Consider the following 25058-nt stretch of genomic DNA (forward strand, 5'->3'; position numbering starts at 1 on the left):
TATCAAAAAATGAAAGGAGGTTGTCTGAGATGGCAAATCAACCTGCAGCAACAAAACAGGGAGCAGGCTCCTTGTCTTTACTGATCATTTTAATGGCCGGCTTGTTCGTCGCGATTTTGAACCAAACACTTCTGAACGTAGCCATGCCCCATTTAATGACTGAATTTAATGTGAGTGCAACGACGATTCAGTGGCTTACAACAGGTTATATGCTTGTCAACGGTGTGCTGATTCCGTTATCTGCGTTTTTAATCACACGCTTTGGACAGCGCAGCTTATTCCTAGTTGCCATGATCTCGTTTACACTAGGGACCTTTATTTGCGGGATTGCACCGAACTTTTCGACCATGCTCATCGGCCGTTTGATTCAGGCAGTCGGCGGCGGTATTTTGCAGCCACTCGTAATGACAACAATCCTTTTTATTTTCCCTCCAGAAAACAGAGGGAAAGGAATGGGGATTTTCGGTCTTGCGATGATGTTTGCTCCTGCGGTAGGACCAACTTTATCTGGTTACATTATTGAACATTATTCTTGGCGTATTATGTTTTATGGACTTGTTCCAATCGGAGCAATTGTCATTATCGCGGCTTTCTTTATGTTTAGAAATATTGTAGAGCCTAAAAAGATCAAGCTGGACAGCCTTGGTGCGATTCTTTCCATCGTTGGTTTTGCTTCGCTCCTATACGGAGTGAGTGAAGCTGGAAGTGATGGCTGGACAGATCCGATTGTCTTATCGACGATTATTGTAGGTGCGATTGCGATCATTCTCTTTATTTTCCAACAGCTGAAAGCTGATAATCCGATGCTTGATTTCCGAGTGTTTAAATACAGCATTTTCTCATTATCAAGTGTCATTAATATTATTATTACAGTTGCCTTATACACTGGGATGTTCTTACTTCCGATTTATCTGCAGAACCTCGTTGGGTTTACCGCATTGCAATCCGGGCTATTAATGCTTCCAGGAGCACTTGCGATGCTGATTATGTCCCCGATTTCAGGTATTTTGTTTGATAAATTTGGACCTCGTCCGCTTGCGATTGTGGGGATGCTCATTACCGTTGTCACCACATTCGAGTTTACAAGGCTGACTATTGATACATCATATAGTCACATTGTGCTCATGTATGCAATTCGTGCATTCGGTATGTCACTCCTTATGATGCCGGTGATGACAGCTGGGATGAACCAACTACCACAGCACTTAAACAGCCATGGGACAGCGATGTCTAATACATTAAGACAAATAAGCGGTTCGATCGGTACGAGTTTGATCACAACGATTTATACGAATCGGACAACATTCCATTATTCCAATATGGCGGATCAAACAAATACAGCGGACCCGTTCTTTATGAATTCATTTCAGGCGGCTGTGTCGAATGTGATGCACCATATGGGCATGACAGCTGAAGCTGCTCAAAAATATGTATCTACCCAGCTCTTTACGAAAGCACAGGTTGATTCAAACGTAATGGGTATCAATGATGCTTACATGTGGGTAACGTTATTCTGTGCCGCTGGTGTCATTCTCAGCTTGTTCCTGCGTGATGTACGTAAGGATAAAAAGCGAAAAGATCAGCAGCATAAAAAACAAGAAATGACACTGCTTCCAGCACCTAAGGAAGCAAATCAAGATGCAAGATAAGTGTGGAGGGACCGTACGTGAAAATTTATGTCGTATACGATAGTGAAGGTGACCATACGAAAGCACTGGCAGAAGCAATTGCAGCGGGTGCAGGTGAAACAGAGCAGGCAGAAGTATTCGTTGATCACGTAAAAGATGCTGATATTCGCAAGCTTGATCAAATGGATGCAATCATTTGGGGCTGCCCTGGTCACTTTGGGACCATTAGTGCTGGATTAAAGACATGGATTGACCGTCTTGGCTATCTATGGGCAGAGGGAAAACTAATCGATAAAGTCGGTGCCGTTTTCTGTACAACTGCTACAACGCACGGCGGTTTAGAAATGACAATGCATAATTTGATTACACCAATGTTCCACCAAGGGATGCTTGTCGTTGGTCTTCCTGGAAATGTGCCAGAAAATGCTTTATACGGCTCTTACTATGGAGCAGGTGTGACATGTCCGATTGATTCTGATGAAGTGATTTCGACAGAAGGCATTGAACTCGGGAAAGCATTAGGAAGACGTGTAGCATCAGTCACTGCGTCATTTAAGCGATAAGGAGAGGGTTCTTTTGGCGACGATTATTGTAGCGTTAGTAGCTGCTGTTCTAGTCATTATCGGATTAGTAGCATTCAATGTTAGACACGCTTCGGTCGAGAAGAAAGAGATCAATGAAGATGTGCCCAATCAGCCTGACGTGGCCCGTAGCGAGTCAGAAGTTGCGGCGAGACCTGTAGAGCCTGAAGTAGAAGAGGAAGCGTCAACGCCTCCTCAAACGGATGAACGAGTGTCTGGAGATGATTTCTATAGACAGGCGCTTCAAAAGTTTAAGCAGCCAGAACCACCTGTCAAAGAAGAAGAACCAGAGACAAAAATGAATGATGATATGTATCGTTCTGCTTTGCAGAAGCTAAAGCAGAAGGACAAATAAAAAAGAGAACCTCTCGTCAGGTTCTCTTTTTTATTATGGCACAAAAAAACCGCCGGCAGAAGCCGGGCGGTTTTCCTTCACTCTATAAAGTGCTAAAGAGCAGATGCTCTTAAATTACGCTTTGTTAACGTTAGCAGCTTGTGGTCCACGGTTACCTTCAACGATTTCGAAAGAAACTGCTTGACCTTCTTCTAAAGTTTTGAAGCCTTCGCCTTGGATAGCAGAGAAGTGAACGAATACATCGTCTTGACCTTCTACTTCGATGAATCCGAAACCTTTTTCAGAGTTGAACCATTTTACTTTACCTTCTAACATGAAATTTCCTCCTAAAGCGATCATAACGCTTAAATTCACTATTCTTGCTCTTACACAAACTTCAAAGACGAAAACTCTTTCAAAACTTTCTTCTTAAAGATGATACGAACAAAAATAATTACCTTTACTTTACCAGTGTTTGCGGGAAAAAACAACTGTTATACGAAAACTTTTTTAAAAATAATTAGCGCTAACAAATTGAGGAAAAAGCCTATATTCATTGGCCTCTTTTTCTCCCTGAGAAGCTCACTTGATTTCGGCCAGACTGCTTCGCTTTATAGAGCTCCTGGTCAGCTATAATCGGTAATTGTTTGATATCTGGACTTGTCCCGGGGTAATACGCACACCCAAGTGATACTGTAATATGAATGGACATGCCATTTTGTAAATAAACCGGCTGATCTGCTATTTTTCTCCGTAAGCGTTCTGCAATCTGCCATGTTTTTTCAACTGTACAATTTGGTAGAAAGACTGCAAATTCCTCGCCGCCGATCCGGCCAATATAATCAGAGCTTCTTGTGTTTTTGATCAGCCTTTTTCCGATTTCTTTTAAAACCATATCTCCCTCATGATGTCCATATTGGTCATTGATGGATTTGAAGTAATCAATGTCTAAGTAAATAAGGGACATTTGATGGATAGGCTGCTTAAATTTCATCGAAAAAGCATCATTTAAGACCTCATCAAACTTCCGTTTATTTAAAACACCTGTTAAAAAATCATAATGAGCTTGGAATTTATACAAATTCAGCAGCTGATATGCTTTTGTTTGATGCTCAATGACGTAAAAGTTAAACAATCCTGCAATAAATGAGAACATCCAATAAGCAAAATGCAGTTCAAATGATGTCTCATGCACGATTAAGATAAATAGGCTTGTGGCAATCACATTACCTAACGTAATGGACAACAGCATTTTCACAACATGATTCATATGCCGTTCAGCAATTAAAAAAGAAGCAGTTGCGATGATCATCATGGAAAAAATATTGATGAAAGAAGCGACGTTGGCTTCGATTAATAATCGACCAATGATCACAACAAAGGCTGCAATGATGGTTTGGGCGATGCCTCCGTAAAAGGCCGTTAAAATAAGGGGGATATGTCTTAAATCGATGATGGCTGGTCCTGCTTTGATAGAGAAGAACATTAAAAGGACACCGAGTAACCCAGAAAGAATGCCTTTGCATAGTTGTCTGAGCAGGGTATCTTCTTTCTTAAGGAAATTCTCTTTAAACACAAGCATAAATAAATAATGGAAAGTGACAAGAATTGTTAAATTAATAAAGAGGTCTCTTAGCAAAATTAAATCACCTTTTTAAAATTACTAAAATTTGTTGCAAAAGAAAAGGGGAAAAAGGATAATTAATAAAAATTTCACTTATGAGGGGAACGAAACACATGCGAGGAAATCGTTTCCCAGATGAAACGGACTGGCTTTCTTTTTTTGAAACGGAGCCTGATGAAAGGTTCGAGAAAGGGATGCCTATTGAATATCAAAGCCTGACATTTCGATTTGAGAATCAAGACGAGCGCTTCGTTGTCACGATGTACCTTGGAAGTCAAGAATTTACGTTAAAAGCTGTTCGAAAAAAAGATAGATCTGTTTTAGGCATCTATGATTTTAAAACTGTGCAGCATGTAGAGATCAAAAAGGACCGGCCGAACGAAAAAGAGCTTTTAATCATAATGGAGGCTTATCACGATTTTATGGCAACAGTTGAAATCACCTTTTTACCTTTCTTCTCTGTGGTGGTGAAAGAACATTTTTCAGGAGAATAAACAGGAGCCTCTATACATGAAGGCTCCTGTTTTCTTATTTGTGCTCGATGTCATTGATCACTTGCTGGATTGATTCATCATCCATCACATTCATGACACTTTCATCAATATGGAGAGACTGTGCATAAGACTCTCTTGGCTGATGGTTTCTTGATGTTGATTTGTGCTGATTCGAATGGTTTGGCTGTACAGCAGTGAATGCTTGCTTCATCATTTGTCCGATTTCCGCAGTGCCCTTTGATTCTTTCTGTGTGTGTGACTCGTGTCGAGTCGAGTCATGGTGCTGTTGATCTTTTCCCTTCATCATTGAAGACATATTCATTTGCGTCATGCTTTTCAGTCTTCTTCTTAAAACCGGGGAAAATAATGCAATGATGGCTGTTGATGCTGCGATCATTGCGCCAGTGCTCATGCCTTTTCTTTTTTTAAACAAACGAATCCCTCCATTTGATCGTGATGATACTTCTTCATCATGTTTAGGATGACCAAACAAAGCTGAATTATGAATTCATTTCGCTGAAAGAGAGGATGGATGCATAAAAAGCCGGCTGAATGAAAAACCTAAGAGCAAAAGGAGGGAATAATTGATGAATAAGAAATGGATGCTATCTTTACTACTCGTTCCAGCATTGATCACCACTGGATGTGGTATGAACAACCAAGGAGACGAGCGAAGAGGAACAATGAAACGACAGTATGAAAATGTCACATATAAGAATGACAACATGAGGCAGGATCAGCAAAATGTCCAAACACCTCAGAAGGTCAAAGTGGCAGATAAAGCGTCAGAGCTTGTAGCCAACATGTCTGAAGTAAAAACAGCGAACGTACTTGTTACAGGAAAGAATGCATTTGTTGCCGTTATGCTTGAAGGCGATAAAAGCGGTAATGTGGCAGAAGATTTGAAAAAGAAAATTTCTGATAAAGTCAAATCAACGGATCAACAAATCGACAATGTGTATGTATCTGCCAATCCAGACTTTGTCGACCGCATGGAAGGGTACGGAAAACGTATTAGAAGCGGAGAGCCTATCTCAGGATTTTTCGATGAATTTACTGATACGGTCAGACGTGTCTTCCCTGAATCAAAATAGCTACGACAAAAGCCGTATGTCATATGCGGCTTTTTTGTTTGGAACCGCACCTTGCGCACCTGACTGCATAAAGTAAAAAATATATCACCTCTTGTTGATCTTTGTTTCTTCATAGAAAGAGAAAGAGGCTGCAGGATGAATTCAGGTGGGGAGCAAATGAAAGCCAAGTCGTCTTTGATTCATAAAAAGCTAGTAGGCGGAATGATAGCAGCAGGTCTCATTTTTTATGCTTTCACCGCGTACTTGATTTATGTTGCGTTTCAGCTGACAGGACAATATTTAGAGCAGCAGTCTTCTCCTAAAACAATTCTAACGGAGGGACTCAATAAGCAAGTCTATGAACATATTAGAATATACTATGCAGAGGAAGAGGACGCTTTTGTTGATTTGACAATCGAGGCCATGGATCAGGCAAAGAAGAGGACAGCGTCAGTGTTTCAATTTGAAACTGACAAACCTTTAGACATTATTTATTTTGATGATAAAGAGACAATCGAGCAATTTGCCGGGATCAAGCATATTACAGGTTTTTACTCTGATCATGATCAAATGATAGGGTTATATCCAGACAAACGGGAAGCATTATTGAAGAAAGAGACACTCCCTTTATACTTTTTCAACACGTTATTGATTCATGAATATGCTCACTTTGTTTTCTATGAAAAAGTTCATTCTTACGAAGTGTCTCCGGTGATCTTTCCCCTTTGGTTCCATGAGGGAACTGCAGAATGGACGGCCTATGATGTGTTAAATGCTACGTCTGAACGGTTCGACGTCATTCCCTTTCAATCTCTTCATTCCGATCAAGATTGGCAGGACTCCCGGATGACGTATGAGACAGATGTTTATGTGCAAAGCTACTATATGATTTATGAGCTCGTGCAGCTTTATGGACGAGACGTCATACATGAGATTATGGAGGAAACGGCGAAAACTGGCCGTTTTGATAGAGGTTTTGAACAAGCGACAGGACAGCGGCTCGCAGATTTTGAAGATCAGTTTAACAAGATATATCAAATAAAAAACGGCTGACCTGAGGATATAGGTCGGCCGTTTTTTATTTAATGGAGCGGTTTTTGCTGATTGGCTTTGTTTGGCGGCATTTGAACTTGGCCCTTCATTGGGGCAAATGTAGACGTCATCGCCTGCATATCTTGAGCTGTAAGCTGCGGAACTTGATAATAGCTATGTTTATTTTGATATAAGAAAATTTCATACGCCATTTCAATAAAGTTCGGAATTTGCGCTGCAAGCACACGTCGCACCACAGGGTTTGTTACCTCTAGTGCAGTCATTGAAAGTAATCCAGCATGTGATTTCACGAGACCTAGCATATGCCCTGTAATTCCCGTGTCTTTTACATCCTGTAACGATTGATTTGGCTTCTTAGGCTGAGATGGCTTTATTCCGTATGTCACCTGTGTTTGTTCTTTCATCATATACGTAGATGTTTCTTCACTAGGCTTTTGACCAGTAGAAAAACAATCTACTGTGACATTATACTGTGACAATACAAATTGATATTGTCGATCTAAAATGTCGGATAATGCGGGATCTTGGATGAATTGGCGAAAGATCATGTATTGATCCAAAATATTAATGGTCCCTGCTAATACTTCATGTAAATCAAATAACTCATGCCCGCCATGATTGAATTGGGGCTGCTGGACATTTCCTTGAACGTTTGTCTGCTGATCGTTTTGCATAGAGATTCCTCCTATTGTTTATACATTCTGTTTTAATGTGAGGATGTTTTCCTTCTTTCATGCAAAAACATTATTTACAATTAGAGGGTTTTCTTCCTTTTTGTCGAAAAAAAGTATCAGACGAATGAACATGGGGGTACCAGATGCAGGACAAAATCATTAATCGTTTGATAGAAGACGAACATGTGCAGACACCAGTGATTGGCATCGGTGTTTCGCCGTTTGAACAGCATCATCTTGAGGCTTTTTTTCAATCATTTCCACATGAATTAAATGCCTCTTTTATTGTTGTGCAAAATCATGTGACAGGCGATTGTATAACTGATTTGGAAGCACTTGTTTTACCGATTGGCTACCGGGCAAAAACGATTAAACATGGTGAGAAAGTCATGAAGAAGACGATTTATTTTTGTCCACAGCATGCGGTGGTGACGTTAACAGAAGATCAGAGGCTGCACCTATCAGACCAGCTGCCGGCGTGCATGGCTTGCTCTGTGGACTTGCTTTTTCAGTCTCTTGCCAGCGTTCAAAAGGAGGAGGCTTATGCGATTTTCTTTCAAAAAGGTCATTGCGTGGGAAGTGGCTTGCTTCAGTTGGTTGAGCAGGGCGGTACAGCTTTATCGTGCAGTGAGGAAGAAAGTGGTTTTGACACCTTGTATCAACAAACATTCAAGGATCCTACCACCCTTGCGGCATATATCTCCAATATCATGAATGTTCCGCACATCGATGAGGCAGATCCTGTTTTACTGAGAATTATTGAACGACTTGAAATGTATAAAGGCATTGCCTTTTCAACCTATGAAAGGAAAAGGCTGCTATCTGTCATTCAAAAACGAATGAAGGTTGCAAAAAAACGGATTTCATTATTATCAGAATACGACAACTTATTAGAAAGAGAACCAGATGAGCTTGACCTTCTGCACGTACAGCTTCTAAGCGGTATGACATCTTTTTTTAGAGATATGGAGGCTTTTCATGTATGTGAACATCAGATCATTCCGTCGATCATTGAAAATGCGGTGAAAAACGGGAAATCTCGATGCCGTATTTGGATTGCTGGATGTTCGACAGGAGAGGAAGCCTATTCTTTTACGATCTTATTTTTAGAAGAAATGAAGCGAAGACAAGTGACCATTGAACTTCAAGTATTTGCAACAGATATCAACCGGAAAGCCATTCAAACAGCTAGTAAAGGTCTTTACTCAGTAGAGTCTATGGCAAGGATGCCGGAAAAATGGCGGGCGCGATATTTCGAAAGGAAAGGTGACGCTTTTATTGTGAAGCAGTCGCTTAGAAAACATATTGTCTTTGCACCTCACAATTTATTGATCGATTCACCTTTTATCCACCTCGATTTTATCAGTTGCCGAAATGTTCTGATGTACTTCCAGCCTGAAGTGCAAAAACGAGTATTGTCCCGATTCCAATATGCTTTAAAAGACCAAGGGATGTTGATATTAGGGCCAAATGAAACTGTACCCAATATCCCTCGTTTGTTTCATTTGTTCAATGAAAAATGGAACATTTACACTCATTCAAACGTTTCAAAACCACATGTCCCTTGGACACCAGACGCTCGTGATATCGAGTTGAAAGCGCGAGCCGAACAATATATGCAAGAAGTAAGCAAGGATTATGATGCATGTATGGTCATCAACGATAGTGACAAAATCCTGGCAGTATCAAAGGGTGCGTATTCTTTTTTAGATCATACAGAAGTGTCAGATCAATCATGTGAATATGTGACACCTGATTATATGAAAGAGATGCTCAGTCAAACCTTTCAAAAGGTGTGGACAGACGAGACAGAGGTTGTGTTTCAACATGTTCTCATTTCGGAAAAAGGCAGAAAGCAGTATGCAGATTTTACCGTGAAAAGTTTTGACCGCCGTTTTAAGGGAGTTTACGTCATTCTCATTCGAATGAATGAGAGAGGGAAAAATCAAAAGAACGGCAGGGACATAGGGATGTCAGATCAGAATTCAGTCTATCAACAGCGTATTGTCGATTTGGAAAATGAACTCAATGAAGTCAAACAAAAGGAGCAGGAGGCAAGGGCTCAATTAAAAGCAAAACACACGCAATTAGAGGAGTTTGAGAAAAAACACGAGCATTATATAAATATCATAAACAATTTAAGGGTGACGAGAGAAGAACTGTACAGACCCTCTGTCAAGCCGGAGCTGGCAACGCTGTTTGTGGACAGGGACATGAATATACACTATTACACTCCTACAGCTGCCTCTTTATTTACTTCTGCGAAAATCAGACATCAGCAATCCTTTCAGTCGATGGCTAAAAAGCTTACGCAGGAAACGCTCTATCATGATATCCAATCCGTCATATCGAATAGGCGCGCGATCGAACGTGAAATTGAAACGAACGAAGGCGAGCAATTCACTGTTCACATCACACCCATCTACGATGAAGAACATGAAGGCGCGGTGATGACTTGGATTAAAATGACTGAAGTAACGAAAATCAAGCAGTCGCTTCATCTAGCGGTAACGGCACTTGATAACAGCCATATTCATATTGTTGTGGCAACTGAGGAAGGAGTCATCCAATGCGTGAACCAGCGTTTCTGTCAGTTTGTCCAGCAACATGAATATGACCTGATCGGCAAAGATATTTTTTCTGTCTATCATTCACTATGTCAATGTGATGATTTAGAGAAGCAATGGAAGGTTTGTTTAAGAGAGGGCAGTTGGACAGGTGAGCTGTACTTTCAAGATTTATCTGGACGTGAACGATGGGAGAGAGTCTCTTTACATCGAATTGATGACCCTGACAAAATGCAGTCAACCGTCATGCGGATTTCAGAGGATATCACCAATCAAAAGCAGTCAGAGAAGATGCTGATGAAATCAGAGATGCTGTCAGCAGTAGGGCAGCTTGCAGCAGGCATCGCTCATGAGATACGGAACCCGCTGACCTCATTAAAAGGATTTTTACAGCTGATGATTCAAAGTAAGAAGTATCAGAAAGATTATGCAGATGTGATGATGTCAGAGTTTAATCGGCTCGAGTCGATTATTAATGAATTCCTCGTTCTTTCTAGAAGCAAATCGGTGAAATTTGAACCAGTACATGTCAATCTTCTGCTCGAAGAAGTGATCATGGTCGTTGAATCTCAGGCGGTCTTAAAAGGCGTGTCCATTCAGAAAAAGCTGTCTCCGTCGCTCCCTAACATTCAAGGCATTCCGAATGAACTAAAACAAGTCTTCCTAAACATCCTTAAAAATGGAATAGAAGCGATGGATGGTGTGACAGGCGTCATCAAGGTGGCCTCTCTCATGAAAGATCAGCAAATGATGCTGATCTTTGAAGACCAAGGAAAGGGAATACCAGAGGACGAAATAGGGAAACTCGGTGAACCATTTTATACAACAAAAGAAAAGGGGACAGGCCTTGGTTTAATGATGACCATTAAAATCATCGAAAGCCATGGCGGCACCATTCGTTTTGAAAGCAAAAGCTTTGAGGGGACACGAGTGATTATTACCTTTCCGATGAGTTAAAAAAGACAAGTTTTACATGAAATCCATTCAACATCAATATTTACTTTGTACACTATGAGAGATGAAGCGCAAAGGGGAGAGGTCTAATGAGACGAATGCTATCTATTCGAATGATTTGTTGTTTGGTTTTGGTGATCTTTAGTTTGCAATCCTTATTGCCTGGCATGTCCGCAGGGAGCGAGGTCAATGCATCTGAAAAGAAAGAAATGGTGTGGAAACAAAAAAAGATTGTGCAGATCAAAAAAGCCCGTCAGCTCATAGGAGAGACTGTGACGGTGAGCGGAATTGTGACAGCAGATCAATCAGCTGTTGGCAATGGGAAACTGTCCACATACATTCAAGACAAATCAGCTGGAATCAATGTTTATTCAGCGCAGCCCAATCACTTCTCGGAACTAAAAGCAGGGATGAAGGTGACAGTGACTGGTAAAATCACGTCTTATAAAGGACTGATTGAAATTGTGCCAGATCAAGGCAGTCTGAAGATAGATGCTGTGAACCAAACCTTGCCAAAGGCGAAGCGAGTATCTGTGAAGCAGCTAGAAACGGAACAAGCCGGTAAACATGAAGGAAGACTTGTAAAGCTCAAAGGCTATGTAGAGGCAAAACCAGCGCAGCCGGCTGGCGGTGGATACAATGTGGTGATCATTGATAAAAAATATCACAGCACCACTCTGAGAGTGATGGTCGATACGAATGCGATTGATAAAGTAAAGACAGGGAAATGGTACGAGTTTACAGGGGTGTTAAGCAGGTATGATACGCTGCAGGTGCTTCCAAGACATAAGGATGATATCAACCTGCTGAAACGCCAGCCAAAGCCGCCAAAGATGAAGAAAGAATACAAAGCAACGGTTGACCGTGTGGTGGATGGAGATACGATTCATCTAAAGAAGGCCGTTTTAGGTACAACAAAGGTGCGCTTTGTGAATATGGACACGCCTGAAACGTATCATCAGCCAAAAAGCGAATTAGACAAAAACCAATTGCGTTTTGGACAGCAAGCAACTGACTATTTAAAAACACTGCTTTTGAGCGGTGACCAGGTCACATTAAAGATTGGTCCTGAAGCAAAGGATAACTATGGACGTCTTTTAGCTCAAGTGAAAACCAAAAAAGGGTTAAATACAAATCTAGAGCTTGTGAAAAAAGGATATGCTCCTACTTATTTCATCTGGCCAGTAGGAGATGAAAAGGACTATCATACGTATCAAAAAGCAGTAAAGGAAGCAAAGGAAAAAGGACTGGGCATATGGAACGAAGCGGACCCTCTGCTGGAACAGCCGTTTGAATTTAGAGCACGTGAACAGAAAAAAGGACTGACACGCTATGTTGGTGACTCATCTGTCAAAACCTACGTGTCTCCTGACAAATGGAAAGAAATCGATGTGGACAAACGGATCTTTTTTGCTTCCAAAGAAGAAGCAGAACAGGCTGGTTATCAGCCTGTAAAGGATGCGGACGACGTACCATTAACGATTTTAAGTATGAATGATTTACACGGTAAAATTGATCAAGAATACGAGCTGGATCTAAAAGGTGATGGCAATAAAGGCATGTATGGACGAATGGATTATGTCGCGGCCTATATGAAGCAAAAACAAGCAGCGCACAAAAATACGATTACGGTCCATGCCGGAGATATGATTGGCGGGAGCTCTCCAATATCTTCTCTTCTACAAGATGAACCAACCGTTGAACTCATGGAGAACATTGGATTTGATGTGGGCACGGTCGGCAACCATGAATTCGATGAAGGGGTAGACGAGCTATTGCGTATCTTAAATGGCGGAGATCATCCTAAAGGCACAAAGGGGTATGACGGACAGAACTTTCCGCTCGTTTGTGCGAACTGTGAATACAAGGATACTGGCAAACCGCTTTTACCAGCTTATGAAATCATCGATGTCGATGGAATCCCAGTCGCATTTATCGGCGTTGTGACCAAGTCAGCCGCAGGAATGGTCATGCCAGAAGGGATTAAAGACATTCAGTTTACAGATGAAGTCAAAGCCGTGAATGAAGCCACGAAGGAATTAAAACAAAAAGGAATTAAAGCCATAGCGGTTTTAGCTCATATGACAGCCTCTCAAAATGGAGATACAATCACTGGAGAGAGTGCAAAGCTTGCCAAAGAAGGTGATGATGAAATTGACGTCATCTTTGCAGGGCATAATCACGAAGTGGTCAATGGAGAGGTCAATGGAAAATTAATTGTGCAAGCCTTTGAATATGGAAAGGCGATTGGCGAAGTCAATGTGACACTTGACCGTAAAACGAAGGATATCGTCAAAAAGAGTGCGAAAATCCAGTATATAGATCAAGCAGGTATAGAAAAGGACAAGGAAGCAGCAGACATCTTGGCACATTACGGGAAAGAAGTGGAGCCGATAATTAGTGAGGTTGTTGGAGAAGCCGGGGTCAAAATGGAAGGCGGCTATTCAAATGATGGAGACACGCCGCTTGGTAATTTGATTGCGGATGGTATGAGATATTCAATGAAAAGTGACTTTGCCATGATGAATGGAGGCGGCATTAGGCAAAACCTTGAAAAAGGGCCGATAACGTGGGGAGATCTCTTTAATATTCAGCCATTTGGCAACGTTTTAGTCAAACTAGAGATCAAGGGAAAAGACTTAGTAGAGATCATAGAAGCACAAATTTCTCCACAATTTGGACCAGATTATAGCATTTCAGGCTTTTCATATTCCTATGATCCGGTAACATATAAAGTAGTCGACTTGAAGCTGCCAGACGGTTCAGCTGTAGCTCTTGATCAAACGTATACACTCACTGTGAATAACTTCATGGCAACTGCAACTGGCAGTAAATATGCACCGATAGGCAGGCTGGGGCAAAACCCTGAAACAGGCCCAGAAGACTTAGAAGCGACTGTCGATTTTGTGAAAAGCTTTGAGGGAGCTTCCATTGTGTATCAAAAAGAGGGACGAATTCAAAAAGCAAAACAAGAAGAAAAAGCAGCAAGCTAAAGAGCGTATCATCTAAGAGAAATGGAACAAGCAAAGGAGTTTAAGCATGAAAAAGTGGCTTGCACTGACTGTGATGACAGCTGGGATTGTACTTCTCGGCTGGGGAATTTGGCAAATCGCATCGACTCATCTTCAAACAGCCCAATCATTAGACGAAGCGAAGAAGGTCGTGGCGGACGATCAGGGGATGTCCAAGAAGCAGTTTGCTCCTGAAATGGGGAAAGCCTCTGGCATCCTGACGATTCCAAAATTAAAAGCAGACCTTCCCATTGTCGAAGGGACGGATGCGGATGACCTTGCAAAGGGAGTAGGACACTACAAAGACAGTTATTATCCGGATCAAAATGGACAAATCGTCCTTTCTGGCCATCGTGACACGGTGTTTCGCCGGACAGGCGAGTTGGATATTAGAGATCAACTGAAAATCACTGTGCCGTATGGTGAATTTATATATGAAATCACACATACAAAAATTGTCGATCAGCATGATACATCCATCATTACATTGCAGAATGAAAAGGAAGAGCTGATATTAACCACATGCTATCCTTTTCATTTCGTTGGCAATGCGCCAGAGCGGTATATTATTTATGCAAAAAGAGTGTCTGAATAAAGAAAAAGAGCCTGCGTATGAAAGCAGGCTCTTTTGTTAATGGATGATTTGACTCATGAGCTGGTCCATATCAGGTGGTAGAGGTGCTTCTATGATCAGATGCTCACCTGTAAAAGGATGTTTCATGTCTACTTGCTTGGCGTGAAGAGCACACCTGGTGATGTATTCACGAACTCCGTCATATAATGTATCCCCAGATAGTGGATGCCCGATACTGCTCAGGTGAACACGAATTTGATGCGTTCTACCCGTCTCTAGTTGAAGTTTAACCGCTGTTAGTTGCAAACGTTTATTTATGTCCATGACCTGAAAATGAGTCACAGCTTTTTGCCCTGTAGGGGAGATTCTTCGTTTGACTGCATGGTGTTTGTCACGGCCGATCGCTGCATCGATGGTGCCTTTCTTCTTTTTGAAAAGTCCCTCTGCGATGGCGATGTATGTACGTTTGATTGTTTTTTTAGAAAGCATTTGATCAAGAGCCGCATGGGCTAATCTATGCTTTGCAAATATGACGGTGCCGCTCGTATCTTGATCAAGTCTGTGGATATGTCTTACCCGCTTTTCTTCTCCATTTGCTTGAAAATGGAACGCCACAAGATTTGCCAGTGTGCCTGTTTGTCCTTGTTCATTCGGATGAGTGGGTCGTCCGGCAGGTTTTTGCACAATTAATAAATGCTCGTCTTCGAAGAGTACCTCTAATTCACCGTATTCCGGTGTCACATCACTTTCTTCTGTTTCAAATAAATCAATGATGATCTGGTCGCCTTGACTGACTTTAACCGCGTGATGGGCAGGCTTTTGATTTAAACGGACTTTTTGATGCTCCATCCAAAAATGAACAATTGGTTTTGATGCAGATACGGCCGTCTTTAAAAAATGACTGAGTGATGTGTGATGATACTGCTCGTCTACTTTGAGTGAGAGCGTGTGTCCTTTTATGATCATGATATCCGTTCCTCTCTATGGGTATATATAGGAAACACTTACCTTGGCGAACGCCTTTTTTTCTGTGCTATTCTGAATGGAGAAATAACGACAGAGAGGTAGATGTCACGTGAGATTAATGAAAGCTGCTACAGACCTGCAAGAGCAGGCAATTGAAGAAATATCAAAGGATGTTGAAGATCTTCTTTCTCATGCTGTCAATGGACAGCAGCGGGATATGCGTCAAAAAGATCGCTCCCTTACCTTTATTGATGGCGTATATAACGGGACGATGGATGATGCTTTTCGTATTTTATCGGGACTTCAGCTATTACATACCATTATTGTAAAACCGAAACGTCATATCACCAAACGTGATCGTGAGTTATTCGAGCGAAACCGTGAGCAGGTCAATGCCTGCGGCTTTTCTTTTCCGTTTGATCTAGACGATTTTGCCAGTCGTCACCTTCAAAATGCGTAAAAGATGGTGTGAACTTCCTTGTTAACTTACAAGGCCCTCGCACATACTATTTTTAAGGGAACGGAGAAACCTTTAAGATCTGTAATACCAAACCCGCTCTTTTTCAACATTGCCTATTTCTCCACGAATCGGAGCGCTTGGATCTCTTGCAGAATAAACCGAACACGGGTAGGAGCCTGACAAAATGGTGCAGGCTCCTTTTATACATAATCATTTTAGCAGACATTCATCTTTGAAAGTCAATTTTATTCACGATATGATAGCATGGAGTATATGTTTAAGACTTTTGTAAAAAAAGGAGTGGCCTCGTTGGTAAAGGCGATTATATTTGATTTTGACGGATTAATTTTAGATACAGAAACTCATGAATATGAGGTTTTACAAGAAATGTTTGCGGAGCACGAGTCAGATCTGCCTCTTTCTGTATGGGGCAAGGTCATTGGCACGCAGGCAGGCTTTAAACCATTTGAATATTTGGAAAAGCAGCTAGGGAAAACGCTGGATCATGAGACACTCACAGCAGATCGGCGTTCTCGTTTTCAACAAAGAATGAAGGACGAATCAGCAAGACCTGGCGTAGAAGCTTATTTAGAAGCAGCAAAGGAGCTGGGGATTAAGATTGGACTTGCTTCCAGCTCAGACTATAAATGGGTGTCTGATCACCTGAAGCAGATTGGTCTTTTCGACTACTTTGAATGTATCCGTACATCAGATGATGTGGAAGAAGTGAAACCAAATCCAGAGCTCTATTTGCAAACCGCACGCTGCTTAGGGGTAGAGCCAAAAGATTGCGTGGCATTTGAGGATTCTGTAAATGGATCAGTAGCTGCCAAACGCGCAGGCATGAAATGTGTCATCGTCCCAAACAAAGTGACGAGCACGCTGCAATTTGAAGAATATGATGTCAGATTAGAATCCATGGCTGAAATCGAATTGCTCCAGCTATTCCATCAGCTTGAAAAAGAGGATCAGTAAGGGGGCAAATACATCATGGCAGAAAAACTAGACTTAACGCGATTTGAAAAAAGAATGGTGATCCGTAATATCCGGGAAGAGGATATTGATCGAATCATTGCCTTGCAAGAGGTATGCTTTCCTGGCATGGATCCTTGGAAACGAGAGCATCTTGAAAGCCATCTTGAGCATTTCCCAGAAGGGCAGTTTTGTGCTGAATTCGAGGGGGAAATTATTGGCTCTTGTTCAAGTTTATTAATTAACTTTGATGAATACGATGATCGCCACACGTGGCAGGACATTACAGATGATGGGTACATCACAAACCATAATCCTGATGGAATGAATATGTACGGAATCGAAGTCATGGTGAGTCCTGAATACCGACGAATGAAAATTGGACATCGTTTGTATGAAGCAAGAAAAGACTTAGCAAGAAGATTAAATTTAAAAAGCATCATCATTGGCGGGCGCATTCCGAACTATCATAAATACCAAGAGGAAATGACGCCTCGCCAGTATGTCGAGCAGGTCATGCTTCACCAAATTTATGATCCTGTTTTATCTTTTCAGCTGTTAAATGAATTTAGTCTCATGCGGATCAATCCGAATTACTTACCAGATGATAAAGCATCCAGCACATATGCGACGTTAATGGAATGGAACAATGTCGATTATCGCCCGCAATCGAAAAGATATTATAAATCGGCGTTCCCTGTTCGAATTTGTGTAATTCAATATGCAATGAAACAAATTCATTCCTTTGAAGAATTTATGAACCAGGTCGAGTATTATGTGGATGTCGCATCAGATGCATCAGCTGACTTTGCCGTATTCCCAGAAATTTTCACGACGCAGCTCATGTCTTATTTAGAAGAGCGGTCACCAAGTCTTGCCGTGCAGCGGATCACGGAATATACAGAGGACTACATCAATTTGTTCACAGACCTTTCTGTGAAATATAACATTAATATCATCGGTGGTTCCCACTTTGTAGAAGAGGAAGGGAAAATCTACAATATTGCCTATTTATTTAGACGTGATGGAACGATTGAAAAACAATATAAGCTTCACATCACGCCAAATGAAAGAAAATGGTGGGGGATTTCAGCAGGTGACCAAGTCCGGGTATTTGATACGGATTGCGGCAAAATTGCGATCCAAATTTGCTACGATATAGAATTTCCTGAGCTTGCACGGATCGCAGCGGACAAAGGAGCGAAAATTATTTTCACTCCGTTCTGTACAGAAGACCGCCAAGGCTATTTAAGAGTACGTTACTGTGCACAGGCGAGAGCAGTTGAAAACCAGATTTATACCGTTATCTCTGGAACAGTTGGCAACCTTCCGCAAACCGAAAATATGGATGTTCAATATGCACAATCGGCTATATTTGCCCCATCAGACTTTGAATTTGCAAGAGATGGGATTGTAGGAGAGTGTAATCCAAACATTGAGATGGTCGTCGTAGGTGATGTCGATTTAGAAATTCTAAGAAGACAAAGACAAGATGGGACTGTACGTCAACTGAAAGACCGAAGAAGAGATGTGTACCATATTGAATATAAGAAATAATGAAGGAAGCGCCTATCGTTGAGGCGCTTCTTTTTGATGACATCAGATTTTTTCAAGTGACAAAGGGATGCTGGAGAAAAAGCTGAATATACTTAAAGGAGATTATGTGTTCAAGAAGGAGAGGAACATGGGGCGACAATCTAAACATTTGTATATCAATTTGCCGGTAAATCACGTGAAGGAATCTATCGCTTTCTTTGAGCGGCTGGGTTTTGAATTTGAGCAGCAGTTCACGAATGATCAGGCGGCCTGTTTGGTCATTGATGACACGATCACCGTCATGCTGTTATCTCTTAGGCATTTTCAATCTATTTCAGAGAAACAATTAGTGGATGCAAAAAAAGCATCAGAGGTGATTATCTCTATGCGCGTTCATTCACGGGAAGAGGTCGATGAGCTTGTCGAGCAGGCAATGGCGGCAGGCGGTTCACCGTTTAAGGAGAAGCAGGATCATGAGTTCATGTATGGATGGAGCTTTCAGGATCTAGATGGTCATTTGTGGGAAGTGTTTTATATGGATGAGGAAAGAAGCGGCCTTTCATAAGGGTGCTTCTTTTTTATTGTTTATCAGTGGTATGATAATGAGGAGCAGAAGGAATCTGGAATTCAACTAGAGAAAAGTAGGTGCAGCATGGAGTTTTTACTTGTCTTACTGCCAGTGTTCGGCATATTCCTGATCGGGTATATCGGGCAGAAGGCGATTGGTTTTGACATACATACGCTCTCATCAATGTCTTTATATTTAATGTCACCATTTCTTGCGTTTGAAACCTTTTATCAAAACAAAGTGTCGATGGACTATGTGTATTTATCCATTTTTGTTGTCGGGCTTTGTCTTGTACTTATTTTATTTGTTTTTATTTTATCTCGTATTTATGGGTATTCGAATGAAACGTATTGCGCCATGATTCTGTCGTCAGCCTTTATGAACAATGGAAACTATGGCACGCCTGTTGTGCTGCTTGTCTTCGGAGCCGCAGGCTTGGATATTGCGATCGTGTTGATGGTGCTGCAGCAGCTTGTCATGAGTACAATCGGCATGTATTATGCAGCAAAGGGCGGAGAAGATGCAGGAGATGGAAAGGTCGTCTTGAAAAAAGTGCTGCGTATGCCAGTTGCTTACGGGGCGCTCATCGGTCTATTATTTCAGCTGATTGACCTTTCATTACCTAAAGAGCTGATGACGGGTATTCAGCTTGTGGGGAATGCGGCCATACCGACGATTATGCTTATTTTAGGCATGCAGCTTGCCGTGATCTCTTTTAAGCAAGTGGATTATCGCAATATTTCTTATGCTGTATTGCTGAAGCTGTTTATCTCTCCACTCATCGCATTTGGCTTTACGCTTATTTTACCGGTAGATGATATGGTGAAACAAATTATGATTTTAGTGGCAGCGATGCCGACAGCAGCAAATACCACGCTGATGGCTGTACAATTTCGAACGAAGCCTGAGTTTGTCTCAAGCACGACATTTCTCAGTACAATCTTAAGTATCGTGACATTACCAGTTTTATTATGGATTTTATCCATGCACCCTCTGGGATAGGGGATAGGCGGCAAACAAAGGGGGACATATGAATGAATGTAGATGTTCATTTCCAAGTGAGTGACGTGTTGAAAACGAAGCATTTTGCGCATGCAAAAGTGTTAGCAGGGGAAAAAGGATTGTTTCGGCAGGTCAAATGGATACATGTGTTAGAAGTTCCTGATGTAGAGGATTTATTAAATGGCGGCGAGCTTATATTAACAACAGCCGCAGGCTTCCATGATCAACCGGATGTGTTTCAAGCGTTTTTACGACAGTTGATTGATTCAGGGGCGGCCGGCTTGTGTATTGAATTTGTCCCGCTAAGATTCGAAGTGCCGGAAGAATTACTGACTTATGCAGAAGAGAGAGATTTTCCGCTTATTCTGTTTACAAAAGAAGTGAAGTTCGTCAACATCACGCAGCATCTTCATACGATGATGATCGAGCGTCAGTATCAAATGATGGCTGATTTAGAAGCACTGTCATCAAAGCTAAATGAGCTTTTGCTGACTCCGCATCCGCAGATGGATATTTTGGATCAAGTGTATCAGCATGTAAGGGGGATTCTTTTACTCCTCCCTGTTCAGGGCGAGCCGATTATTTTATGCGATTCTTCCAAACAAACGGAAGAACTGGTCATGAATTATTTGCAGTTTGCTTCCGTGCCAAAAGGATACGAAGTGACACAAAAACAAGTGCTTGCACTCAAACAAACATTTGCAGATCTTGTGCTCATTCATCAAGCAGACACGCTCTCTGAATTTGAACTGCTTGTGATGGATAAAGGAGCGAATGCTCTAGCCCAGCAAACATTAAGAGAGCTTTATACAGAAGAACTGAAAAAGACAAAAGAAAATGAATGGCTGCAAAAATGGTTTCAAGAAGAGCATACAGAACAAGAGATTATAGAGCACCTTGAAGAAACAGAAGGGGTGAAAAAGCCAACTGGCTGCGTCGTCTTGCTCTTTCAAAAGCATCATCAAATTGAAGAAATCGCAGGGAATCTTTACTTTCTTGTCTCTTGCCGCTCTATTTTTCAGCGTGCTGGTTTCCATCTGATTGCATATGAGCATCAAGAACAAACCTTGTTTATTTTACTAAACACGAGAAAGAAAGAGGACTGGAAAGAGCGTGCGGAAAAGGCTGCAAACGACATCAAACAATTGTATAATCGGGAGCAGCCCCGAGGGGCCGAGATCAATTTTGGTATCGGTCAATATTGTGAAAAATTTCAGCACATGAGAAAAAGCTTTCAAGCAGCCAAAGAATTGCTGCATTTAAAAAAAGTGATGCCTCAGCGGGTGGAAAGCCCATTTTACCAAGATCTACATATGCTCCGTCTCATGCCTATGATGAAGGAAAGCGGTCTGCTTGAATGTATGGTGAAAGAGTATTTAGAGCCCGTGATTGTATACGATAATCAAAATAGCGGGAGACTCTATCAAACGCTGAATATCTTTTTACAAACAAACGGTTCTAAAAAAGAAACCGCAAGCCAGCTTTATATTGTCAGGCAAACTCTTTATCATAGACTGGATAAACTGCATGCCTTGCTCGGTGAGGATATGATGAAGGCGCCGAAACGACAGGCGCTTGAATTTGCGATTCTTGCTCATGAATTCATGCAAGGAAATAAACGTTAGCGATTTTGCCAAGGCATTAAGAAAAGTGTCTTATGATGGTGTTCAATCAGTTGACGATCTGTCTAATGTAATCGGCCTGACCCCTTTCTTATAATGAAAGTAACGATTGGTTCTCTTTTACAGGCGTTCTAGTGCCAGTTTCATAAGCCTCACGTTTCATCCATATAATGAATGGAGCGGCAATGTGCTGCTGAACTGGTCTAAGCTTCTTTAATGATGAAAACGGATACATGGGGGCGGGAAGATGAAAATACATGAGCAGGCTCAAAATCTTCAGGCGAAAGATGATCAGTTGATTTGGCATCATATGAAAGGGACAAACAAGGAAAATGAAAGTATGGTCATTCACGAGGCAGAAGGTGCTTGGGTGACAGATATTCATGGGAATCGCTATTTAGACGGAATGTCAGGCCTTTGGTGTGTAAATGCCGGATATGGCCGGAAAGAGCTTGCAGAAGCGGCGTATAAGCAATTAAAGACAATGCCTTACTATCCGCTTACACAAAGCCACGTGCCGGCGATTCAGCTGGCTGAAAAGCTAAATGAGTGGCTTGGCGGAGATTATGTCATCTTCTTTTCTAACAGCGGTTCTGAAGCCAACGAAGCTGCATTTAAAATGGCTAAACAATACCATGCGCAAAAAGGAGAGAGTACTAGGACAAAGTTTATCTCCCGGTATCGGTCGTATCACGGCAATACAGCAGCAGCTCTTGCCGCAACCGGTCAAGCGCAGCGTAAATATAAATATGAACCATTAGGTCAAGGCTTTATTCATGTCGCACCGCCTGATATGTATCGTCATCCTGAGGATCAAGAGAGTCTGGCAAGTGCTGCGGCAATAGATCAGGCCATGACGTGGGAACTAAGTGAGACGATAGCTGGGGTCATTATGGAGCCGATCATTACGGGCGGAGGTATCCTAATGCCGCCAAAAGGGTATTTGAAGAAGGTCAAAGATATCTGTGAAGCCCATGGAGCGCTTCTCATTGTAGATGAAGTCATCTGCGGATTTGGCCGGACAGGGAAGCGGTTTGGTTTTATGCATGAGGAAGTAGAGCCGGATATTATCACCATGGCAAAAGGGATCACAAGCGGTTATTTACCACTTTCTGCAACGTGCGTGAAACGAGAAATCTATGAAGCCTATGCAGGAGAAGATACGTATGACAGGCTGCGCCATGTGAATACATTTGGCGGTCACCCTGCTTCCTGTGCGGTGGCACTTGCGAACCTAGAGATTATGGAAAACGAGCAATTAGTGGAACGGTCCGATGTGCTCGGCCGGGATATGCTTGAACGTTTGCAAGAGTTAAAAGAACACCCATTTGTCGGAGATGTCAGAGGAAAAGGGTTGCTGTTTGGCATTGAGCTTGTTCAGGATCAACAATCCAAAAAACCAGCTGAACCACATGTCGTCGGCCAATTGATTGCTGAATGTAAAAAACGCGGGCTGATCATCGGGAAAAATGGGGATACAGTGGCCGGCTATAATAACGTTGCCCAGCTTGCACCGCCGCTTAATATAACAGATGATGACGCCTCATTTATCATCAATACCTTAAAAGAAAGCATGGCACAGCTATAGCAGAGAGACTTCTCTGCTTTTTTTTATGGAATAAAAGTTTGCTTTTCATCATTTTGAGCTAGTTCTAGGAAGGTGATGTGAGATGAAAGCGGTATTGGGCACACTACGTGTATTGAAAAATAGAAGAGTTTCTATTACTGTTAGGAGAAGACTGATCCAATACACTTTTGAAGGAGACGGCTTATGAGTTTTCATGATCAACCCATTTTACCTGCTGTGCGCAATATGAAGCAATTTGAGGAATTTTTAAAAAGTCCATTTACATATGGTGTTTTACTTGATGTTCATTTAGGCCGGCTTAAGGGCATCATGAATGAGGCAAATGCTCATCACAAAAAAATGTTTGTCCATGTTGATCTCATTCACGGGATTAAACATGATGAGTATGGAACAGAATTTATTTGTCAGGAAATGAAGCCAGCAGGAATTATTTCTACTAGGTCTTCTGTCATAGTAAAAGCCAAGCAAAAAAAGGTATATGCCATTCAGCGAATGTTTTTACTGGATACAAGTGCTATGGAAAAAAGCATGGAGTTCGTTGGGAAACATCGTCCAGATTTTATTGAAGTATTGCCGGGCGTCGTGCCAGATTTAATTACAGAAGTGCGCGAGCGAGCTGGGATCCCGATATTTGCAGGCGGATTTATCCGTACAAAAGAAGATGTAGAAAGAGCGCTTGAAGCAGGGGCTACAGCTGTGACGACCTCAAATACCACCCTTTGGAAAGCGTTCCAAAAGTAAAAAGATAAAATGTGAATATTTATTGACAACGTTTTCATCCTCTGATACTATAGCACTAAGTTAATATCATGTGATGGAGAAATGGAGATCCACAACAACGCTTTACTAGGTGACAAATGACCCTAATGTAAAGTATGTTTGTTGTGGATCTTTTTCTTTATCTTTTCTACACATTCATAGGGGATGGCAACTGAACCAGAGGAGGAATTTTTCATGACACCATTTTGGGGAGAAGTCATAGGTACAATGCTGCTCATTATTTTTGGAGGCGGTGTGTGTGCGGCAGTTAATTTAAAGAAATCACTCGCATATCAATCCGGCTGGATTGTAATCGCTTTCGGATGGGGATTTGCAGTAGCCATTGCAGCATATGCAACTGGTGGAATCAGCGGAGCGCATTTAAACCCCGCACTCACAATTGGGCTTGCGCTAGAAGGAAGTTTTCCTTGGGCTGATGTTCCAATGTATATTGTTGGTCAAATGCTTGGCGCATTAATAGGGGCTACTATTGTCTTTTTACATTACTTACCGCACTGGAAAGCAACAGATGATCCAGGTGCAAAGCTAGGTGTATTTTCAACTGGTCCTGCGATTCCGCATACTTTTGCAAACGTACTTAGTGAAGTCATCGGTACATTTGTATTGGTTCTAGGAATCTTAGCGATTGGTGCAAATAAATTTGCAGACGGAGTCAATCCGCTGATTGTTGGTTTCTTAATTGTTGCAATTGGTCTTTCTTTAGGTGGAACAACTGGTTATGCAATTAACCCTGCACGTGATTTAGGTCCGAGAATCGCACATGCGATCTTGCCGATTCCAGGAAAAGGTCCATCGAATTGGAAGTATGCTTGGGTGCCAGTCGTTGGTCCAATTTTAGGCGGGGCATTTGGCGGTGTCTTCTACAATGCAGCCTTTAAAGCGAACGTCACTCCAGCCTTTTGGATTGTAAGCGTTATTTTAGTTGTGGTATTGTTAGGACTCTATGTCACTACGAAAAACCAAACAAATGCTGTAAATGAAAGTATGTAAGGGGAGG

At 41.8% G+C, this 25058-nt stretch carries 23 protein-coding genes; 18 read left to right on the forward strand and 5 right to left on the reverse strand.

The features are described from left to right. Positions 1-29 precede the first annotated feature (29 nt). The 3 genes from MHI16_RS04865 to MHI16_RS04875 are packed head-to-tail and all read left to right on the forward strand — an operon-like array spanning position 30 to position 2564. The gene (locus MHI16_RS04865) at positions 30-1649 is read left to right on the forward strand and encodes a DHA2 family efflux MFS transporter permease subunit (protein WP_058014459.1); all 1620 of its coding nucleotides are present in this window, start codon (positions 30-32) and stop codon (positions 1647-1649) included. A gap of 17 nt (positions 1650-1666) precedes the next feature. Then, entirely contained in the window at positions 1667-2191 is a 525-nt protein-coding gene (locus tag MHI16_RS04870) for a flavodoxin family protein (RefSeq protein WP_012009378.1), read from the forward strand. A 13-nt stretch (positions 2192-2204) separates the two neighbouring features. Beyond that, positions 2205-2564, forward strand: coding sequence for a hypothetical protein (locus MHI16_RS04875; RefSeq protein WP_061407197.1), 360 nt, complete (start codon positions 2205-2207; stop codon positions 2562-2564). Between the two features lie 114 nt (positions 2565-2678). On the opposite strand, the gene cspB is transcribed toward MHI16_RS04875, so the two are convergent. Together cspB and MHI16_RS04885 are read right to left on the reverse strand one after the other, a co-directional pair. Beyond that, on the reverse strand, positions 2679-2879 hold the full coding sequence (cspB, locus tag MHI16_RS04880) for a cold shock-like protein CspB (RefSeq protein WP_003212277.1): 201 nt from the start codon (positions 2877-2879) through the stop codon (positions 2679-2681). Between the two features lie 217 nt (positions 2880-3096). Beyond that, positions 3097-4182, reverse strand: a complete 1086-nt coding sequence (locus MHI16_RS04885) for a diguanylate cyclase (protein ID WP_058014457.1) — start codon at positions 4180-4182, stop codon at positions 3097-3099. A 98-nt stretch (positions 4183-4280) separates the two neighbouring features. Here MHI16_RS04885 and MHI16_RS04890 point away from each other — a divergent pair, with 98 nt between their 5' ends. Then, a complete protein-coding gene (locus MHI16_RS04890; RefSeq protein ID WP_342498122.1) occupies positions 4281-4661 on the forward strand; it encodes a hypothetical protein in 381 nt (126 codons plus the stop codon). A gap of 34 nt (positions 4662-4695) precedes the next feature. On the opposite strand, the gene MHI16_RS04895 is transcribed toward MHI16_RS04890, so the two are convergent. Then, positions 4696-5094: a hypothetical protein gene (locus MHI16_RS04895; RefSeq protein WP_058014455.1), complete on the reverse strand. Its 399-nt coding sequence runs from the start codon at positions 5092-5094 to the stop codon at positions 4696-4698. A 154-nt stretch (positions 5095-5248) separates the two neighbouring features. Here MHI16_RS04895 and MHI16_RS04900 point away from each other — a divergent pair, with 154 nt between their 5' ends. Beyond that, positions 5249-5755: a YhcN/YlaJ family sporulation lipoprotein gene (locus MHI16_RS04900; protein WP_058014454.1), complete on the forward strand. Its 507-nt coding sequence runs from the start codon at positions 5249-5251 to the stop codon at positions 5753-5755. A gap of 156 nt (positions 5756-5911) precedes the next feature. Further along, positions 5912-6787 (forward strand): hypothetical protein, encoded by an 876-nt coding sequence (locus MHI16_RS04905; RefSeq protein ID WP_339165779.1) that lies wholly within the window; start codon positions 5912-5914, stop codon positions 6785-6787. 29 nt (positions 6788-6816) lie between these two features. Here MHI16_RS04905 and MHI16_RS04910 read toward each other — a convergent pair whose 3' ends face one another. Continuing rightward, on the reverse strand, positions 6817-7461 hold the full coding sequence (locus tag MHI16_RS04910) for a spore coat protein (protein ID WP_058014453.1): 645 nt from the start codon (positions 7459-7461) through the stop codon (positions 6817-6819). Between the two features lie 143 nt (positions 7462-7604). Here MHI16_RS04910 and MHI16_RS04915 point away from each other — a divergent pair, with 143 nt between their 5' ends. The 3 genes from MHI16_RS04915 to MHI16_RS04925 all read left to right on the forward strand — a co-directional run bounded on the left by MHI16_RS04915 (position 7605) and on the right by MHI16_RS04925 (position 14588). Further along, positions 7605-10985 (forward strand): CheR family methyltransferase, encoded by a 3381-nt coding sequence (locus tag MHI16_RS04915; RefSeq protein ID WP_144462493.1) that lies wholly within the window; start codon positions 7605-7607, stop codon positions 10983-10985. Positions 10986-11071: 86 nt separating this feature from the next. Continuing rightward, positions 11072-13975 (forward strand): 5'-nucleotidase C-terminal domain-containing protein, encoded by a 2904-nt coding sequence (locus MHI16_RS04920; protein ID WP_342498123.1) that lies wholly within the window; start codon positions 11072-11074, stop codon positions 13973-13975. A gap of 46 nt (positions 13976-14021) precedes the next feature. Next, complete coding sequence (locus tag MHI16_RS04925) at positions 14022-14588, forward strand: class D sortase (RefSeq protein ID WP_342498124.1); 567 nt, start codon at positions 14022-14024, stop codon at positions 14586-14588. Between the two features lie 36 nt (positions 14589-14624). On the opposite strand, the gene MHI16_RS04930 is transcribed toward MHI16_RS04925, so the two are convergent. Then, positions 14625-15533, reverse strand: coding sequence for an RluA family pseudouridine synthase (locus MHI16_RS04930; RefSeq protein WP_342498125.1), 909 nt, complete (start codon positions 15531-15533; stop codon positions 14625-14627). A gap of 109 nt (positions 15534-15642) precedes the next feature. Here MHI16_RS04930 and MHI16_RS04935 point away from each other — a divergent pair, with 109 nt between their 5' ends. From MHI16_RS04935 to MHI16_RS04975, 9 genes are all read left to right on the forward strand, one after another. Further along, complete coding sequence (locus MHI16_RS04935) at positions 15643-15993, forward strand: DUF5365 family protein (RefSeq protein WP_034663751.1); 351 nt, start codon at positions 15643-15645, stop codon at positions 15991-15993. A gap of 309 nt (positions 15994-16302) precedes the next feature. Continuing rightward, positions 16303-16968, forward strand: coding sequence for an HAD family hydrolase (locus MHI16_RS04940; RefSeq protein WP_012009393.1), 666 nt, complete (start codon positions 16303-16305; stop codon positions 16966-16968). Positions 16969-16983: 15 nt separating this feature from the next. Next, positions 16984-18522 (forward strand): bifunctional GNAT family N-acetyltransferase/carbon-nitrogen hydrolase family protein, encoded by a 1539-nt coding sequence (locus MHI16_RS04945; RefSeq protein ID WP_012009394.1) that lies wholly within the window; start codon positions 16984-16986, stop codon positions 18520-18522. A 127-nt stretch (positions 18523-18649) separates the two neighbouring features. Beyond that, entirely contained in the window at positions 18650-19066 is a 417-nt protein-coding gene (locus MHI16_RS04950) for a VOC family protein (RefSeq protein ID WP_058014445.1), read from the forward strand. 87 nt (positions 19067-19153) lie between these two features. Further along, the gene (locus MHI16_RS04955) at positions 19154-20071 is read left to right on the forward strand and encodes an AEC family transporter (RefSeq protein WP_342498126.1); all 918 of its coding nucleotides are present in this window, start codon (positions 19154-19156) and stop codon (positions 20069-20071) included. Between the two features lie 32 nt (positions 20072-20103). Next, a complete protein-coding gene (locus MHI16_RS04960) occupies positions 20104-21696 on the forward strand; it encodes a PucR family transcriptional regulator ligand-binding domain-containing protein (protein WP_342498127.1) in 1593 nt (530 codons plus the stop codon). A gap of 244 nt (positions 21697-21940) precedes the next feature. Further along, entirely contained in the window at positions 21941-23281 is a 1341-nt protein-coding gene (locus MHI16_RS04965; RefSeq protein WP_058014442.1) for an aspartate aminotransferase family protein, read from the forward strand. A gap of 183 nt (positions 23282-23464) precedes the next feature. After that, entirely contained in the window at positions 23465-24022 is a 558-nt protein-coding gene (locus MHI16_RS04970) for a glycerol-3-phosphate responsive antiterminator (protein WP_034663739.1), read from the forward strand. A 213-nt stretch (positions 24023-24235) separates the two neighbouring features. After that, positions 24236-25051 (forward strand): MIP/aquaporin family protein, encoded by an 816-nt coding sequence (locus tag MHI16_RS04975; protein ID WP_058014441.1) that lies wholly within the window; start codon positions 24236-24238, stop codon positions 25049-25051. The last annotated feature ends 7 nt before the right edge of the window (positions 25052-25058 follow it).

This window comes from Bacillus sp. FSL K6-0923 (assembly GCF_038630825.1).
Taxonomy (GTDB): Bacteria; Bacillota; Bacilli; order Bacillales; family Bacillaceae; genus Bacillus; species Bacillus pumilus.

Excerpts from the sequence above, each read along its gene's own strand:
- MHI16_RS04865 (WP_058014459.1), top strand. The coding sequence starts at position 30 with ATGGCAAATCAACCTGCAGCAACAAAACAGGGAGCAGGCTCCTTGTCT.
- cspB (WP_003212277.1), bottom strand. The coding sequence starts at position 2,879 with ATGTTAGAAGGTAAAGTAAAATGGTTCAACTCTGAAAAAGGTTTCGGA.
- MHI16_RS04890 (WP_342498122.1), top strand. The coding sequence starts at position 4,281 with ATGCGAGGAAATCGTTTCCCAGATGAAACGGACTGGCTTTCTTTTTTT.
- MHI16_RS04900 (WP_058014454.1), top strand. The coding sequence starts at position 5,249 with ATGAATAAGAAATGGATGCTATCTTTACTACTCGTTCCAGCATTGATC.
- MHI16_RS04905 (WP_339165779.1), top strand. The coding sequence starts at position 5,912 with ATGAAAGCCAAGTCGTCTTTGATTCATAAAAAGCTAGTAGGCGGAATG.
- MHI16_RS04910 (WP_058014453.1), bottom strand. The coding sequence starts at position 7,461 with ATGCAAAACGATCAGCAGACAAACGTTCAAGGAAATGTCCAGCAGCCC.
- MHI16_RS04915 (WP_144462493.1), top strand. The coding sequence starts at position 7,605 with ATGCAGGACAAAATCATTAATCGTTTGATAGAAGACGAACATGTGCAG.
- MHI16_RS04920 (WP_342498123.1), top strand. The coding sequence starts at position 11,072 with ATGAGACGAATGCTATCTATTCGAATGATTTGTTGTTTGGTTTTGGTG.
- MHI16_RS04925 (WP_342498124.1), top strand. The coding sequence starts at position 14,022 with ATGAAAAAGTGGCTTGCACTGACTGTGATGACAGCTGGGATTGTACTT.
- MHI16_RS04930 (WP_342498125.1), bottom strand. The coding sequence starts at position 15,533 with ATGATCATAAAAGGACACACGCTCTCACTCAAAGTAGACGAGCAGTAT.
- MHI16_RS04945 (WP_012009394.1), top strand. The coding sequence starts at position 16,984 with ATGGCAGAAAAACTAGACTTAACGCGATTTGAAAAAAGAATGGTGATC.
- MHI16_RS04950 (WP_058014445.1), top strand. The coding sequence starts at position 18,650 with ATGGGGCGACAATCTAAACATTTGTATATCAATTTGCCGGTAAATCAC.
- MHI16_RS04955 (WP_342498126.1), top strand. The coding sequence starts at position 19,154 with ATGGAGTTTTTACTTGTCTTACTGCCAGTGTTCGGCATATTCCTGATC.
- MHI16_RS04960 (WP_342498127.1), top strand. The coding sequence starts at position 20,104 with ATGAATGTAGATGTTCATTTCCAAGTGAGTGACGTGTTGAAAACGAAG.
- MHI16_RS04965 (WP_058014442.1), top strand. The coding sequence starts at position 21,941 with ATGAAAATACATGAGCAGGCTCAAAATCTTCAGGCGAAAGATGATCAG.
- MHI16_RS04970 (WP_034663739.1), top strand. The coding sequence starts at position 23,465 with ATGAGTTTTCATGATCAACCCATTTTACCTGCTGTGCGCAATATGAAG.
- MHI16_RS04975 (WP_058014441.1), top strand. The coding sequence starts at position 24,236 with ATGACACCATTTTGGGGAGAAGTCATAGGTACAATGCTGCTCATTATT.